The 17,031-nt window shown below is 58.3% G+C and carries 10 protein-coding genes and 1 pseudogene; 10 read left to right on the top strand and 1 reads right to left on the bottom strand.

Translation table 11 applies throughout. From position 1 onward, the window contains the following. Positions 1-102 precede the first annotated feature (102 nt). A complete protein-coding gene (locus AACY07_RS11615; protein WP_339474925.1) occupies positions 103-2,133 on the top strand; it encodes a lipase family protein in 2,031 nt (676 codons plus the stop codon). A gap of 73 nt (positions 2,134-2,206) precedes the next feature. On the opposite strand, the gene AACY07_RS11610 is transcribed toward AACY07_RS11615, so the two are convergent. Continuing rightward, positions 2,207-4,630: a penicillin-binding protein 1A gene (locus AACY07_RS11610; protein ID WP_374105707.1), complete on the bottom strand. Its 2,424-nt coding sequence runs from the start codon at positions 4,628-4,630 to the stop codon at positions 2,207-2,209. Positions 4,631-4,836: 206 nt separating this feature from the next. Here AACY07_RS11610 and pilM point away from each other — a divergent pair, with 206 nt between their 5' ends. The 9 genes and pseudogenes from pilM to gltB all read left to right on the top strand — a co-directional run bounded on the left by pilM (position 4,837) and on the right by gltB (position 17,000). Further along, positions 4,837-5,799 carry a type IV pilus biogenesis protein PilM gene (gene pilM / locus AACY07_RS11605; protein ID WP_339474923.1) on the top strand — a complete coding sequence of 321 codons (963 nt, stop codon included), beginning with the start codon at positions 4,837-4,839 and terminating at the stop codon, positions 5,797-5,799. Further along, positions 5,799-6,365 (top strand): PilN domain-containing protein, encoded by a 567-nt coding sequence (locus AACY07_RS11600; protein WP_339474922.1) that lies wholly within the window; start codon positions 5,799-5,801, stop codon positions 6,363-6,365. Before pilM ends, AACY07_RS11600 begins: the two co-directional genes overlap by 1 nt. Further along, positions 6,365-6,985: a type 4a pilus biogenesis protein PilO gene (locus tag AACY07_RS11595; RefSeq protein WP_339474920.1), complete on the top strand. Its 621-nt coding sequence runs from the start codon at positions 6,365-6,367 to the stop codon at positions 6,983-6,985. Before AACY07_RS11600 ends, AACY07_RS11595 begins: the two co-directional genes overlap by 1 nt. Next, positions 6,982-7,509 carry a pilus assembly protein PilP gene (locus tag AACY07_RS11590; protein WP_339474918.1) on the top strand — a complete coding sequence of 176 codons (528 nt, stop codon included), beginning with the start codon at positions 6,982-6,984 and terminating at the stop codon, positions 7,507-7,509. The genes AACY07_RS11595 and AACY07_RS11590 overlap by 4 nt, the downstream gene beginning before the upstream one ends. Before the next feature lie 118 nt (positions 7,510-7,627). Then, positions 7,628-8,872, top strand: a pseudogene (locus AACY07_RS11585) (type IV pilus secretin PilQ); the annotation flags it as partial. A gap of 4 nt (positions 8,873-8,876) precedes the next feature. Beyond that, a complete protein-coding gene (gene aroK, locus AACY07_RS11580; protein WP_133076751.1) occupies positions 8,877-9,395 on the top strand; it encodes a shikimate kinase AroK in 519 nt (172 codons plus the stop codon). 147 nt (positions 9,396-9,542) lie between these two features. Beyond that, positions 9,543-10,643: a 3-dehydroquinate synthase gene (aroB, locus tag AACY07_RS11575; RefSeq protein ID WP_339474916.1), complete on the top strand. Its 1,101-nt coding sequence runs from the start codon at positions 9,543-9,545 to the stop codon at positions 10,641-10,643. Positions 10,644-10,653: 10 nt separating this feature from the next. Continuing rightward, positions 10,654-12,219, top strand: a complete 1,566-nt coding sequence (locus tag AACY07_RS11570) for an AAA family ATPase (RefSeq protein ID WP_339474914.1) — start codon at positions 10,654-10,656, stop codon at positions 12,217-12,219. A 332-nt stretch (positions 12,220-12,551) separates the two neighbouring features. Continuing rightward, positions 12,552-17,000, top strand: a complete 4,449-nt coding sequence (gene gltB / locus AACY07_RS11565; protein WP_339474912.1) for a glutamate synthase large subunit — start codon at positions 12,552-12,554, stop codon at positions 16,998-17,000. Positions 17,001-17,031 lie beyond the last annotated feature (31 nt).

The following is a 17,031-nucleotide window of genomic DNA, read 5'->3' as shown; positions in this document are numbered from 1 at the left end:
ATCTTTCTTACATAAAGTCCCGCGATCATCCGTTAGCGTCACTCCTTTATTTTAAGGGTGCTTTTTTCTGAAGTTTGCCCTCTGTGCCTATAGGAATCACGGATGTTCACGCCCTCACGTCAGAAGCGTAATAGCAGGACCAGTTTTCAATTGATTGACGAGCGAGGCGCAGGCGAGCCCTATGCAGGGTTGGCCTATGAACTCGTAGACAGGGAAGGAAAGAAGCACAGCGGCCATCTGGATGCCACTGGAGGCGGTGAGGTTGGCAATCATCTTGTAGAGCCAGTTGCCATCACGTTCAGGCAGCTATACAGCGGTCGCAACGATGTGTATTCGCGGCTAATCGATCGCAAGCATTACCCCCTCAAGATTACCGAACTTCAGGTCAGGGCCGAGCACACCCGATACCTCAATAAAAACGGCGCCCGCACGCAGCATAAGCCGCTACCTATCGATGCCTGTACCGATTACTTCCAGGTTGAAGTCCGACACCTTGTCGAGCATGTTTCGCACTTGCCGCCTATGGTCGATTGTCACCACCCCCTTGAGCGCGGCCCACTTGGGGTATCCCTGGCTGTCGGTCGTCATGCCTTGCTGGAAGTTCGGCCCTTGCGAGCCTTGTGCCCGTTGCTGTCTACCGATTCGCAGTTTTGCGCGCTGAACCTTTACCAGTTGGCATTGATGGCCACGCTGAGCAATTGTCCTTTCGAGCACGCCACGGGCAAGTCGCGAGTGACCACGCCCTGTGCGGAGTTGAGCATGGGGGACTGGCAGGTCAGCCCGGAGCAAGCCAAGTCCTATTACCCGCTGTATGAAGAGGTGGCGTACTCCAGGCGACTGGAAATTGTACCTTTTGACCCTGTGCTGTATCCGGTCAATAACCCTCTTGGCGGGGCGGATCAGCAGACCCCGGCCACTGTGCATTTTCGCGGTGATATTCGTTTTGGATCAAAAGGTACAAGCGCACAAACCTTTGTGACCCATAACGACAAAGTCATTTTGATTGCTGTTCGAGGCGCCTGCTCCTGGTCCGACCTCTTGCAGGATGCCGATGCCCCTCAAGTGCCGTTTGAAGAAGGCGAGGGCAAGGTGCATGGCGGCTTTTACGCAGCTGCACGGCAGGCGTTTGAGCTTGTTGATGCGTATCTGGATAAATTCCATGCCGGGCAAAAAGTACTGGTCTGTGGTCACAGCCAGGGAGGGGCAATTGGTTTGATCCTTGCGCAGATGCTGCGTTTGCGCCGGGCTTGCGACGTGCAGCTCTACACCTATGGAGCCCCTCGTGCAGCAGATGGGGCCTTCGTCAATGCAGCCAGTGGGCTGGTGCATCAGCGCATGGTCAATCATCACGATCCGATCCCCAGTGTCCCTGGAAGCTGGATGAACAGCCCGTTATCGGCTTATCGCGCAGGTTCGGTGCTCAGCTTTACGAATGTACCTGCAGGTTTTGGGGTGTTTGTGGCAGGCCTGAGCCAATTGCTTGGGGAGCCTTATCAGCATCACGGAACCTTGCGTCACTTCATGCCGGTGGAGTTTGGTCAGGGGCAGGTGTCGCATGTGATGTGGGGGCCGTTGAGCGATACCGTCACCCAGCATGCTGTGAGCCACGCGGTGCTTGAGCAAAAAAGTGGCGCGCCAGAAGCCGATGGGCTGCTCAAGCAACGGGTCGACGTTGGCCAGCAGTTCATGGTCGACAGTTACATTCCGAGCAGTTGGGCGGTTCTGCGTCGAAGCCAGCAAGCGCTGAATGCCCATTGCTCGCTGGTGACGGAGCGTGAAGTGCTGTTTGTGGATCAGGCACTTGAACACGTCGCCCAACAACTGCGTGCTCACTACCGTGAGGTAATGACGCGGGCCGACGGTGTATTTGAACAGCAGGTACGAGTCATGAATCTGTTGATGCGCGAGATGGGCAACGTCCAGAAAACCCGCGAGGGGCTATACCAGTTGAGGTTCGGGGTGCCCAGCAGCAGAGATGTATATGGAGGGTTCGCGCAGCACTGCGATGTCCTGGCCGAAAGCCTGGCGCGCTGGGAGGCACACGCCGAAAGTACCCGTATCGATCAGCTGGCCATGGCGCCGGTAGCTGAGATGCTCGACGGGACTGGTCCCTTGAAGTACATGCTCGCTTGAGCAAGCTACAAGCTACAAGTGAACAACCGCTCTTCACCTGGAACTTGTAGCTAAGCGCTCGCCGCTCTCTTGGTCAGAAGAGATCGATTGGAGCCCCATCATCTGCCGGCAGCGGGCTGCCAGGCGCTACGCTGTTGCCCAGTTCGCTGTTGGTCGGCGGCGTATCTTCGCTCTTGAACAGCTCAAAGTAGGCGCCTGGCGTTCCAGGGGAAGCGATACGGCCACTTAACGGGTCAATCCGCAAGCTGAGGATGCCTTCGGGTTCAGGCAACGTATGAGCCGGCTTGCCCTTGAGCGCGCCACCCATGTAGGTCATCCAGATCGGCAGGGCTACGGTGCCACCATATTCCCGACGGCCGAGGCTTTCAGGTTGGTCAAAGCCGGTCCATACGGTGGTCACGTAATCGGCGTTGTAGCCTGAGAACCATGCATCCTTGGACTCGTTGGTCGTACCGGTTTTACCCGCCAGGTCGGTGCGTCCCAGCGCCAGGGCGCGGCGACCAGTACCGAGCTTGATCACGTCCTGCAGCATGCTGGTGAGGATGTAAGTGGTGCGGCCGTCAACAATGCGTTCGGCCACCGCTTGCGTCTCGACGGTAGGCAGCCCGGGTGCTGCATTGATGGTGTCGATGGTCAGCGCTGCAGCTTCTGGCGGCACATCCTTGCCTGCGGCTTTGGGCACGCTTGGCGGGTTGGCCACGAACAGGGTCTCGGCGTTGCGGCTTTCGATCTTGTCGATCAGATACGGCGTGATTTTGTAACCACCGTTGGCGAACGTGCTCCAGCCGGTAGCGATCTCCATAGGCGTCAGGGTTGCAGTACCCAAGGCCAGCGACAGGTTGCGCGGCAGGTCCTGCTTGTTGAAGCCAAACTTGCTGATGTAGTCGACGGTGCGGTCGACACCCAGGCTTTGCAGCAAGCGGATCGAGACCAGGTTGCGAGATTTGTACAGGGCCTCTCGCACGCGAATCGGGCCAAGGAAAGTGTTGGTGTCGTTCTTTGGACGCCAGACCTTGTCCAGGTACTCGTCTACAAACACGATCGGTGCATCGTTCACCAGAGTGGCGGCGGTGTAGCCGTTATCCAGCGCGGCGCTGTAAATGAAAGGCTTGAAGCTTGAACCTGGCTGGCGTTTGGCTTGCATCGCACGGTTGTAGTTGCTCTGCTCGAAGGCAAAGCCTCCCACCAGTGAGCGGATAGCGCCGTTGTTCGGGTCCAGGGATACCAGCGCACCTTGTACGGTGGGCACCTGGCTGAACTTGTAGCTGCCATCGGTCTGCGGCTGCACGCGAATCAGGTCGCCGACCTGAGCGACATCCGAAGGCTGCTTGGGCATTGGGCCCATGCTGTTGGTATTGAGGAACTTGCGTGCCCATTTCATGGTGTTCCAGGAAACGTGAACTTCGCCGGTGCGGGTCAGCACTTGCAGGCCGTCCTTGTCGACCTGGGTCACGATTGCAGGCTCCAGGCCGCTGATTGCCCGTTGCTTGGCCAGCTCTTGAGTCCAGACGGCCAGGGTCTTGCCCGGCAGGCGCGACTCGGGGCCTCGATAGCCGTGGCGCTGGTCATAGGCAATCAGACCTTCGTGAACTGCCGTGTTGGCGAGCTCCTGAAGGTCGCTTGGCACCGTTGTTGTGACGCGGAAACCTTCGGTGTAAGCCTCGCTACCATAGCGTCCGACCATTTCGGCCCGGGCCATTTCAGCGATGTAAGGCGCGCTCACTTCCGGGGTTGGCACGTGGTAGCTGGCGTTTACGGGCTCTGCGACAGCAGCTTCGTAGCTGGCCTGATCAATCTTGCCCAGCTTGTACATGCGGCCCAGGATCCAGTCGCGGCGCTCTTTGCTGCGTACCGAATTGGCCAGTGGATTAAAGCGCGAAGGGGCCTTGGGCAGGCCGGCAATCATGGCCATCTGCGCCAGGCTCAGGTCGCGGATCGACTTGCCGTAGTAAACCTGCGCAGCGGCTTCGATGCCGTAAGCGCGGTTGCCCAGGTAAATCTTGTTCACATATAGCTCAAGGATTTCGTCCTTGGTCAGTTCGCGTTCGATTTCCAGTGCCAGCAGGATCTCGTTGGTTTTGCGCGAAAAGCTGCGCTCGCTGGACAGGAAATAGTTCTTCGCCACCTGCATGGTGATGGTGCTGCCACCTGATTGTATGTGTCCGCTTTTTACCAGTTGGGTAGCGGCACGCATCAGGCTACTGGGATCAACCCCGTAATGATTGGCGAAGTTGTCATCTTCTGCAGAGAGCAGGGCATTGATGAAATTGGGGGGAATGTCGGCGAACTTGATTGGAGAGCGGCGCATTTCGCCAAACTCTGCGATCAACTTTCCGTCGCTGGTGTAGACCCGCAAAGGAATCTGCAACTGGATGCTTCTCAACGACTCTACGGACGGCAAGCCAGGACTAAGATAGAGAAACGCGCCGCTCAACACGAGCAACAGCCCGCAGAACACAGCAACGAAAGACCACCCGAAAAACTTCAGCAGACGAATCAAGGCTTTTGGATTTCCAGATTAAGAAATGGGTTTGCACGTCAGGGTAGTGCGCAGCTGCGCCGGGTCGACGATACGGAAAAAAACGCCCGGCATTATAAGCATTTTTCGCTCATGGGCGTCATGAGCCGCATGTCAGAACAGGTTTTGAACGGATCTCATTTTTTACCCTCCGTAAGTTACGGATTGCATTAGGGAAAACAAAAGTGCCCGGATTTCTTCCCAGAACACGCCAACGCTGTCTCGGCGTTGATATCAGCCAGCAATCAATCAAAATCGTCGAACTGAGCCGCTCCAAGGGCCGGCTCAAGCTCCAGGGCTATGCCATAGAACCGTTGCCAGCCGGGCTTACGGAACTTCAGACCGGCGCCGAGTCCAAAAGTGTCGTTCAAGTGCTCCTCAGGGCGCTGGAAAAAGCTGCCGTTGTGACCCGTGATGCGATTGTCGGGATGCCTGATGGGCAAGTCATCTGCAAAACCCTGGAGATCGAGGCGGGTTTGAATGAAGTCGAGCTTGAACTTCATGTACGACTGGAAGCGGAGCAATACATTCCTTATGCACTGGATGACGTGGCGCTTGATTTCGAGGTTCAAGACGTTTCATCGACCCATCCCGGACGGGTCCGCGTGCAGATGGCGGCGTGTCGCCAAGAGGTTCTTGAGTGGCATCGTTCGGTCTTGACCGGCGCCGGCCTGAGCCCCCGGGTGGTTGCTGTCCAGGCCCATGCCCTGGCGTGCGGGGTTGAGGCAATGACAGCGGGCATGGCGCTGCAAGGTGCAGTGGCAGTGCTCGACCTTGCAACCCATGCAGCGCTGTTGAGCGTTGTGTACCAGGGGCAGGTTGTTTACTACCGCGAGTTGCTCCCTGAGCACGGAGACACAGAGGCGCACGGATTCGAAAACAGGGTGTCCGGGCATCTGGAGCGCGGGCTGGAGCTGTTTTTTCAGTCCGGCGTTGAAGGCACGATCGACATGATCATATTGGCTGGCGAGGCGGCAACGACTCCGGGGCTGAGTCAGTGGATTGAATCCCGGCTCGGTAGGCCGACACGCGCCGCCAACCCCTTTTTGACCATGAACCTTGAGCCTGGGCTCGCACCTGAGGCCTTGCTCTGCGATGCTCCTGTGTTGTTGACTGCCTGCGGTCTGGCCTTGAGGGGGTTTGATTAATGGCGAGAATCAATTTGTTGCCCTGGCGAGCTTTGTTGCGTGAAAAGCGGCGCAAGCGGTTTTTGATGGTGCTGGCAGTCCTGTCGGTGGGAACAGTGGCCGGGTTGTTTGCTGCTGATCAGTTTATCGACAATCTGGTAGAGCAGCAGTTGGAGCGCAATGACTTGATCCGCAGTGCCACGTTCCAGCTGGACGGCCGTGCGGAACAAATCGATCAGTTGAAAGTACGCCGCGAGCAATTGCTTGAGCGTATGCAAACAATCGGGGCGCTGCAGAGCAGCCGATCGAGCAGCGGGATTATTCTGGAGCAATTGGCGCGCAGCTTGCCCGAAGGCGTCCATTTCACTGACGTGAAAATGACCGAGGGCACAATTGTCATTACGGGAGTTGCCCAGTCCAACAATCTCGTCGCGCAATTGATGCGCAATCTGGATGCTTCACACTGGCTGGAAACGCCCGAGCTCAATGACGTCAAGGCCGATCCTGCCCATGTCGGCGGGCCAGAACGTCAGTTTCAACTGACGGTGCGCGAGGCCCGGCATACACCCGCTGCGGGGGCGTTGTGATGGCTGCGCAGTGGCTACACAGCCTGCGCAGTTTTGACCTTCGGGAGCTGGACCTCGGGCATCCGGGAGTCTGGTCGCCAAAACGCCAAAACCTCGTGGCGCTGGCGTGGTTGGGCATGATCCTGGCGCTGGGGTATCCGTTGCTGTTGCAGCCCTCGTTTGGCCGGTTGCAGCTGCAGCATGAAGCTCAAGCCAGACTTAAGACCGAATTTGAATCCAGGGTTGCCCAGGTTGCGAACCTGGATGCCTACTTGAAGCAAATGCAAGGGCTGGAAGCCGCCTTTGGCGTGTTGCTCGAACAACTCCCTGCCCAGGCGCAAGTGCCCGGTTTACTGGATGAGATTTCACGACTGAGCCACCTCAACGGCCTGGTGGTCGAGCATATTCAGTGGTTACCCGAAGTCCTTCAGCCGTTCTATGCCGAGCTGCCCCTGCAGATGACTCTCGCCGGTGGGTACCACGAGTTGGGGCTCTTCGTCAGCGCCATGGCGAGCCTGCCACGCATAGTCACCCTTCATGATTTCGCACTTGCGCCGCTCAACAGCTCAGGTAGCGGTCAGTTACGCATGACGCTGCTGGCCAGGGCCTACCGCACCCACGATCAAGGACTGATCCCATGAGTGTCTGTTTTCGACTGTTTGGCGCTGGATTGCTGGCGACCCTGGCGGGATGCGATGGCCCGCTGAGTAATGTTGAGCTGCAAAGGTATTTGCAGACCGCTCAGGTGCACCCGGGTGAGGCCATTGAGCCGCTTCCCGAAATCAATCCAGCGCACGTGTTCACGTATGACGCGTTGACGCTGCGCAATCCTTTTCAGGCCGTGCCCGGGCGCGGGGCTGGCAACTGGCAGGTCAGCCTCGTCGGTGACGAGCTTGACGGTGACCGGGCACGTCAGTTTCTGGAAGGCTTCGATCTTGAGCAATTCGAGATGGTCGGGACGCTGTCCAATGATCTGGAAACCAACGCATTGCTACGGCTCAACGGTGTCATCCATCGTTTGAAAGTCGGTGATTACCTGGGGCGCCACAATGGCCAGATTGCTTCGGTGGACGTGGCCCAGGTTGAAGTGTTTGAAGTGATTTCCGATGGTCGGGGCGGCTGGTTGGAAAGGTCCCTGACGATCCCTTTAAAGCAACACTCTTAACGGATAAACACCATGAAAAGGATTTTACCGGTCTGCGTACTGGCGCTATGGAGTGCGCTGAATTCGCAGTCAACGCTGGCGGCTGCCCAGGCCACAGTCACCCCCCCCTTCGTATGTCGGCGACACAATGTCCCTGAACTTTCAGGAGGTCGAAGTGCGCGCAGTGCTTCAGCTACTGGCAGATTTCACGGGGTTCAATGTGGTGGTCAGCGACGCCGTGCAGGGCAGCATTACCCTGAACCTGCAGGACGTACCGTGGGATCAGGCGCTGGACCTGGTGCTTAAAAGCAAGGACCTGGGCAAGCGCCTTGAGGGTAATGTGCTGTTGATCGCGCCCTCTGAAGACATCGCGGCTCGCGAGCGTCATGAGCTTGAGGCCCGCAATCAACTGGCCCGCCTTGCGCCTTTGCGTAGAGAGCTGGTGCAGGTCAATTACGCCAAGGCTGCAGATATTGCCAAATTGTTCCAGTCAGTGACCGGTGCTCAGCCCGACGTTGACGGGCAGGGCACCATCGCCGTGGATGAGCGCACCAATAACATCATTGCCTTTGAGTCTGGTGAGCGGCTGGAGGAGTTGCGCCGCCTCGTGGCTCAGCTGGATGTGCCGGTACGTCAGGTGATGATCGAAGCCCGAATTGTTGAGGCGGGTGTGGACTATGAGAAAAGCCTGGGGGTTCGCTGGGGTGGCACCCTGCGCAACGAAGGCCACTGGAGTGCGGGCGGTATTACCCGCGCGCCTGCATCAGGGGCAGTGCCCGGCGGTCTGAGTGCGCCCTTTGTGGACCTGGGTGTTTCGGGTAATACCTCAGGGCTGGGCATCGCCTTTATCACCAACAATGTGTTGTTGGACCTGGAGCTGGCAGCCATGGAAAAAACCGGCAACGGTGAAATCATCTCTCAGCCCAAAGTAGTTACCTCCGACAAGGAAACCGCCAAAATCCTCAAGGGCACCGAAATTCCCTATCAAGAGTCCAGCTCAAGCGGTGCCACATCGGTATCGTTCAAGGAGGCCTCGTTGTCCCTGGAGGTGACACCGCAAATAACCCCTGACAACAGCGTCATCATGGAGGTCGTCGTAACCAAGGACGAGCCCGATTACATGAACCGGGTCCATGATGTGCCGCCAATCAAGAAGAATGAGGTCCGGGCCAAGGTGCTGGTCAAGGACGGTGAAACCATCGTGATTGGGGGAGTGTTCTCAAATACTCAGAGCAAAGTAGTAGATAAAGTGCCATTTTTAGGAGATCTGCCGTATGTTGGCCGACTTTTCCGTAGAGACGTTGTCCTGGAAAAAAAATCCGAACTGCTGGTGTTCCTGACTCCGCGTATCATGAACAACCAGGCGATTGCTGTGAGTCATTGATTCTGTGAGAAATTTGATTCTTGTTGGGCCAATGGGGGCTGGAAAAAGCACCATCGGACGTTTGCTGGCCAAAGAGTTGCACCTGCCGTTCAAAGATTCCGATAAGGAAATTGAAGTGCGCACGGGTGCCAATATCCCGTGGATCTTCGACAAAGAAGGTGAGCCCGGCTTTCGCGACCGTGAAACGGCCATGATTGTCGAACTGTGTCATGAAAATGGCATCGTGCTGGCGACCGGTGGTGGTGCAGTCATGCGTGCGGAAAACCGCCAGGCGTTGCGCAATGGCGGACGAGTGGTTTACTTGCATGCTTCCATCGAGCAGCAGGTTGCGCGTACCTCACGTGACCGTAATCGGCCTTTGCTACGCAACGCAAACCCGGAAAAAATCCTGCGCGACTTGCTGGCCATTCGCGATCCCCTCTATAGGGAAATCGCTGATCTGGTGGTCGAAACCGATGAGCGGCCGCCTCGCATGGTGGTTCTGGATATTCTCGAGCGACTGGCGCAGCTTGCTCCTCGGTAAGACCGCTGTGCTGGACCATTAAAGTGCGGTACGAAATGCGCTATCCTCGGCGCCAGCAAAGGCTATCGGGTCGTGTCAGAAAAGAGGCGACCATCACTTGATAATTGCGAAGCAGGTCGCCGGTGACCTGTTTCAACGCGGGGATTCATGCAGACACTGAAGGTTGATCTAGGCGAGCGTAGCTACCCGATTCATATTGGCGAAGGTTTGTTGGATCAGCCGCAGTTGCTGGCCCCCCATATCGCGGGTCGCCAAGTGGCCATTGTGACCAATACAACGGTCGCCCCCCTCTATCTTGAGCGCCTGACGCGCAGCCTCGCGCAGTATTCGGTAGTGCCGATTGTCCTGCCCGATGGCGAATCATTCAAAAACTGGGAAACCCTGCAGCTGATTTTCAGCGGCCTGCTCACGGCTCGCCACGATCGGCGCACCACGGTGATCGCCCTGGGCGGCGGCGTGGTGGGTGACATGGCGGGTTTTGCCGCTGCCTGTTACCAGCGCGGTGTTGATTTCATCCAGGTGCCGACCACCTTGCTGTCCCAAGTCGATTCGTCGGTGGGCGGCAAAACCGGGATCAACCACCCGCTGGGCAAGAACATGATCGGTGCTTTTTATCAGCCCAATCTGGTGCTGATCGACACCCAGACCCTCAACACTCTCCCGGCCCGCGAATTGTCTGCAGGGCTGGCAGAAGTCATCAAGTACGGCCTGATTTGCGATGAGCCGTTCCTGACCTGGCTTGAGGACAACATGGACGCGTTGCGTGCGCTGGATCAGGTCGCCCTGACCGCTGCGATCCAGCGTTCGTGCGCCGCCAAGGCTGAAGTGGTGGGTGCCGATGAACGCGAAACGGGGGTACGTGCCACCCTCAACCTAGGTCACACCTTTGGCCATGCCATAGAAACCCATATGGGCTACGGCGTATGGTTACATGGTGAAGCGGTAGCCGCTGGCACCGTAATGGCTCTGGAAATGTCCGCCCGCCTGGGCTGGATCAGCCATGCAGAGCGTGATCGCGGCATTCGAATTTTTCAGCGCGCCGGTTTGCCAGTAGTGCCGCCCGGCGAAATGACGCCAGCCGACTTCATGCAGCACATGGCGGTTGACAAGAAAGTGATCGACGGCCGCATGCGGCTGGTGCTGTTGCGTCGTCTGGGCGAGGCCACAGTGACTGACGATTATCCACAAGAGGTTCTCCAAGCCACGCTGGGTGCGGATTACCGCGCGCTGGCTCAGCTTAAAGGTTAATAAGATCCCGATGACTAGTTTGCATGCCGACGAGGCGTTCCTCGGTCACTTCCAGCTCAACCACGACCCTTTTGCGCCACGGGTGCCGGGCTTCAAGTTTTTCCCTGCCCAGCGCAAGCCGGTGCTGGGGCAGTTGCATCACCTTGCCCGCTACAGCCAGTTGTTGCTGGTGGTTACCGGGCCTGAGGGCAGCGGTAAAACCTTGCTGCGCCAGGCGCTGGTCGCGAGCACCAACAAACAGTCTGTGCAGAGTGTTGTGGTTTCTGCGCGGGGTGCTGGCGATGCGGCTGGCATTCTGCACCAGGTGGCACAGACCCTGAATGTTGCACGCCCTGATGTCGGCTCCATTCTGGCGCAAGTCGTGCAATTGGCACTGACCGGACAAGAAGTCTACTTGTTGGTCGATGACGCCGAGCAGCTGGACGAGTCGGCACTGGAAGCATTGCTGGCGCTGGCTGCGGGAGCGCCGGAAGGCCGTCCGCATGTGTTCCTGTTCGGTGAGCCGTCGATGATTGCCGGGCTGGAGCAGTTGAGCCCGGATGAAGAACGTTTTCATGTCATCGAATTGCAGCCGTATACCCTCGATGAAACCCGTGAGTATCTGGCTCAGCGCCTCGAAGGTGCTGGGGCGGGAATCGAACTCTTTAGCGCTCAGCAGATCTCAGATATACACGAGAGCTCCGAAGGCTGGCCTGGCACTATCAACCAGGTCGCCCGCGATGCAATGATCGAAGCCATGATTGCCAGCCGCTCAGCGGTCAAGCGTCCAAGTATGGGGTTCAAGATGCCGAAGAAACACGTATTGGCCATTGGTGCAGTAGTGGTAGTGGCTGTCGCTGCTGCTGTATTGATTCCTGGCCGTGGCAAGGCGCCAGTCGCGCCGGGTGCCGAACAAACACAACTGGGGCAGGCCGCTCCAAATGGCGGTGCCAAGCCGTCCGTTGATTTCGCTGGCTCTTCGCAGCCGATGCCATTGCCGCTGGTGGGGCAATCCCAACCGGTGATGCGTGGCCCGTTGGCCGAAGCGGCCGGTGATATGCCTGAGGGCGACGATGGCGGTGTGCCTGCGGTCGACGGCGGTGTAGCTTCGCCGCCAACCGTCACCACCACGGCGCCACCGGTTGGCGTGCCATCGGGCCCTGCGCCAGTGGCGACTCCGGCACTAACCGTGGCTACGGCCAAGCCAGCGCCTGCCCCTGTCGCCAAGCCTGCTCCGGCCCCAGCCCCGGCAGCCAAGCCGGTGGTCAAGCCAGTCGAGAAGCCGGTCGTTGTTGCCAAGGCCGCACCGGGCGGCAGTTGGTACTCCAGCCAGCCTGCCAACAACTATGTGGTGCAGATCGTCGGCACCAGCTCTGAAGCGTCTGCGCAAAATGTCGCTAAAGAACTGGGCGGCGATGCTCGCTATTTCAAGAAGTCCTTGAACGGCAAGCCGCTGTACGTCGTCACCTACGGCAATTTCCCAAGCCATGCCGCAGCCACCGCGGCAATCAAGAACTTGCCAGCGAAGACACAGGCTGGTAAACCTTGGCCTCGCACTGTCGCCAGCGTTCAAAAAGAGCTGGCTACAGCTCGCTGATGATCCGGCGACCTTACCCAGGTCGCCGTTCTAGCACATCAAATTCCTGCTTGTGCATACGGGCTTATCAAGCCGTGTGCCTTGTGGTGTCTGCGCCGCGCAGCAGTCGACATCAAAAATGTTTTGACTAGCACGAGCAATCGCTTTAAACCTTTCATAAATGCGACACGAACTTACGGTTAATCGCCGTTAAATTTGTGGGCCTATGTGACGGTGTGTAGAATGACCACCCTTTTGCCCCTGCCAAGCTGGCGTACGTTCAGCGCGGGGAGCAAGTGGTTGAATTAAAAGAAATTTGCCCCTTTTTGGGGCAGCCTGGTGAGAAAGTGTCTATGAAAGCAGGTCTGTACCACCCCGATGAATTCAAGGATAACTGTGGTTTCGGCCTGATTGCCCATATGCAGGGCGAGCCTAGTCATACCCTTCTGCAAACCGCCATTGAAGCCCTGACCTGCATGACCCACCGCGGTGGGATCAACGCAGATGGCAAGACCGGTGACGGTTGTGGCCTGCTGATTCAAAAGCCTGACCTGTTCTTGCGTGCAACCGCCAAAGAACAGTTCGGCGCAGATTTGCCCAAGCAATACGCCGTCGGCATGGTGTTTTTCAACCAGGACCCGATCAAGGCTGAAGCGGCCCGCAACAACATGAACCGCGAAATCCTCGCGGCGGGCCTGCAATTGGTGGGCTGGCGCAAGGTGCCGATCGATACCAGCGTTCTGGGCCGTCTGGCATTGGAACGTTTGCCGCAGATCGAGCAAGTGTTCATCGCTGGCGAAAACCTGAGCGATCAGGACATGGCGATCAAACTGTTCAGCGCCCGTCGCCGTTCATCGGTGAGCAACGCCGCTGACACCGATCACTACATCTGCAGCTTTTCCCACAAGACCATCATTTATAAAGGCCTGATGATGCCGGCGGACCTCACCGCCTTCTATCCAGACCTGAGCGATGAACGCCTGCAAACCGCCATCTGCGTGTTCCACCAGCGTTTCTCCACCAACACCCTGCCGAAATGGCCGCTGGCCCAGCCATTCCGCTTTCTCGCCCACAACGGCGAGATCAACACCATCACCGGCAACCGTAACTGGGCGCAGGCCCGTCGCACCAAGTTCGCCAACGACCTGATCGGCGACCTCGACGAGCTCGGCCCGCTGGTTAACCGCGTGGGTTCTGACTCCTCGAGCATGGACAACATGCTGGAGCTGATGGTCACCGGCGGTATCGATCTGTTCCGTGGCGTGCGCATGCTGATTCCACCGGCGTGGCAGAACGTTGAAACCATGGACCCCGACCTGCGGGCGTTCTATGAGTACAACTCCATGCACATGGAACCGTGGGACGGTCCGGCTGGCGTAGTGATGACCGACGGTCGTTATGCTGTCTGCCTGCTCGACCGCAACGGTCTGCGCCCTGCGCGCTGGGTGACCACCACCAACGGCTATATCACCATCGCTTCTGAAATCGGCGTGTGGGACTACAAGCCAGAAGACGTGATCGCCAAAGGCCGTGTCGGTCCGGGCCAGATCCTGGCCGTAGACACCGAAACCGGTCAGGTGCTGGACACCGACTCTATCGACAACCGCTTGAAGTCGCGCCACCCTTACAAACAGTGGCTGCGCAAGAATGCCCTGCGCATTCAGGCGACCATGGAAGACAACGACCACGGTTCGGCGTTTTACGACGTTGATCAGCTCAAGCAATACATGAAGATGTACCAGGTGACGTTCGAAGAGCGCGACCAGGTGCTGCGTCCGTTGGGCGAGCAAGGCTACGAAGCCGTAGGCTCGATGGGTGACGACACGCCAATGGCCGTGCTGTCCCAGCGTGTTCGCACGCCGTACGACTACTTCCGCCAGCAGTTCGCGCAGGTGACTAACCCGCCGATCGACCCGCTGCGTGAAGCCATCGTCATGTCGCTGGAAATCTGCCTCGGTGCCGAGCGCAACATCTTCCAGGAATCCCCGGAGCACGCTTCCCGTGTGATCCTTAGTTCGCCCGTGATCTCGCCTGCCAAATGGCGTTCGCTGATGAACCTCGACCTGCCGGGCTTTGAGCGTCAGATCATCGACCTCAACTACGACGAGAGCGTGGGTCTTGAAGCGGCCGTGCGCAATATCGCCGATCAGGCCGAAGAAGCCGCGCGTGCCGGTCGTACCCAGATCGTTCTGAGTGACCGTCATATCGCACCGGGCAAGTTGCCGGTTCACGCCTCGTTGGCTGTGGGCGCCGTGCATCACCGCTTGACCGAAAAAGGCCTGCGCTGCGACAGCAACATCCTGGTTGAAACCGCTACTGCCCGTGACCCGCATCACTTTGCGGTGCTGATCGGCTTCGGTGCTTCGGCGGTCTATCCGTTCCTGGCTTACGAAGTGCTGGGTGACTTGATCCGTACCGGTGAAGTGCTGGGCGACCTCTATGAGGTGTTCAAGAACTACCGTAAGGGCATCACCAAAGGCTTGCTTAAAATCCTGTCGAAGATGGGTATCTCGACCATTGCTTCGTACCGCGGTGCGCAGTTGTTTGAAGCCATCGGCCTGTCCGAAGAAATCTGCGACCTGAGCTTCCGTGGCGTGCCAAGCCGCATCAAGGGCGCACGCTTCGTCGACCTTGAAGCCGAGCAAAAGCTGCTGGCAGCCGAGGCCTGGAGTGCGCGCAAGCCGATCCAGCAAGGCGGTCTGCTCAAGTACGTGCACGGTGGCGAATACCACGCCTACAACCCGGACGTGGTCGCTACCCTGCAAGCCGCTGTGCAGCAGGGTGACTACAGCAAGTTCAAGGAATACACCGCGCTGGTCGACAAGCGTCCGGTGTCGATGATCCGCGACCTGTTCCAGGTCAAGACCCTCGACACGCCGCTGGCCATCGACGACATCGAACCGCTGGACTCGATTCTCAAGCGTTTCGACTCGGCCGGTATCTCGCTGGGCGCCCTGTCACCAGAGGCCCACGAAGCCCTGGCTGAAGCCATGAACCGTTTGGGCGCTCGCTCCAACTCCGGTGAAGGCGGCGAAGACCCGGCACGTTACGGCACCATCAAAAGCTCCAAAATCAAGCAAGTGGCCACTGGCCGTTTCGGCGTGACCCCGGAATACCTGGTCAACGCCGAAGTGCTGCAAATCAAGGTTGCCCAAGGCGCCAAACCGGGCGAGGGCGGGCAACTGCCGGGCGGCAAGGTCAACGGCCTGATCGCCAAACTGCGCTACGCCGTACCGGGCGTCACCCTGATTTCGCCACCGCCGCACCACGACATCTATTCCATCGAAGATTTGTCGCAGTTGATCTTTGACTTGAAACAAGTCAATCCGAAAGCGCTGGTATCGGTGAAGCTGGTAGCAGAAGCAGGCGTAGGCACCATCGCCGCAGGCGTGGCCAAGGCCTATGCCGACCTGATCACCATCTCCGGCTATGACGGCGGCACCGGTGCATCACCGCTGACCTCCATCAAGTACGCGGGCGCTCCGTGGGAGCTGGGCCTGGCTGAAACCCACCAGACCCTGCGCGGCAACGACCTGCGCGGCAAAGTGCGGGTACAAACCGATGGCGGCCTGAAAACCGGTCTGGACGTGATCAAGGCTGCGATCCTGGGCGCTGAGAGTTTTGGCTTCGGTACTGCACCGATGATCGCACTGGGCTGCAAATACCTGCGTATTTGCCACCTCAACAACTGCGCCACCGGCGTTGCGACCCAAAACGAATCGCTGCGTAAAAATCACTACATCGGCACTGTCGACATGGTGGTCAACTTCTTCACCTACGTGGCCGAAGAAACCCGCGAGTGGCTGGCCAAGCTGGGTGTGCGCACCCTCGAAGAGCTGATCGGCCGTACCGACCTGCTGGAAATCCTGCAGGGCGAGACCGCCAAGCAGCACAACCTGGACCTGACTCCTCTGTTGGGCAGCGATCACATCCCGGCGGACAAACCCCAGTTCTGCCAGGTCGACCGCAACCCTCCGTTCGACAAAGGCCTGCTGGCCGAGAAGATGGTCGAACTGGCCACTTCAGCGATCAACGACATGAGCGGTGCCGAGTTCGACCTCGACATCTGCAACTGCGACCGTTCGATCGGTGCCCGTATCTCGGGTGAAATTGCCCGTGCCCACGGCAACCAGGGCATGGCCAAAGCGCCGATCACCTTCCGCTTCAAAGGCACTGCAGGTCAGAGCTTTGGTGTGTGGAATGCCGGTGGTTTGCACATGTACCTGCAAGGCGATGCCAACGACTACGTGGGCAAAGGCATGACCGGCGGCAAGCTGGTGATAGTGCCGCCTGCAGGCAGCATCTACAAAACCCAGGACAGCGCCATTGTCGGCAACACTTGCCTGTATGGCGCAACCGGCGGCAAGCTGTTTGCTGCGGGTACGGCGGGCGAGCGTTTTGCAGTGCGTAACTCCGGTGCTCACACCGTGGTTGAAGGCACGGGCGATCACTGCTGCGAATACATGACCGGCGGTTTCGTCTGCGTACTGGGCAAAACCGGTTACAACTTCGGCTCGGGCATGACCGGCGGTTTCGCCTACGTGCTGGATCAGGACAACACCTTCGTCGACAAGGTTAACCACGAGCTGGTGGAAATCCAGCGGATCAGTGGTGAAGCGATGGAGGCCTACCGCAATCACCTGCAACACGTGCTGGACGAATACGTTGAGGAAACCAACAGCGAGTGGGGTCGCAACCTCTCGGAAAACCTCGATGATTACCTGCGTCGTTTCTGGATGGTCAAGCCCAAGGCTGCCAGCTTGAAATCGTTGCTTTCCAGCATCCGTGCCAACCCGCAGTGATATGCGCCTGAAAAGTTTGATGAGGTTTTAA

The sequence above is a fragment of the Pseudomonas sp. RL_5y_Pfl2_69 genome (assembly GCF_963970465.1).
GTDB lineage: Bacteria > Pseudomonadota > Gammaproteobacteria > Pseudomonadales > Pseudomonadaceae > Aquipseudomonas.
This window is presented reverse-complemented; position numbering and strand designations above follow the sequence as displayed.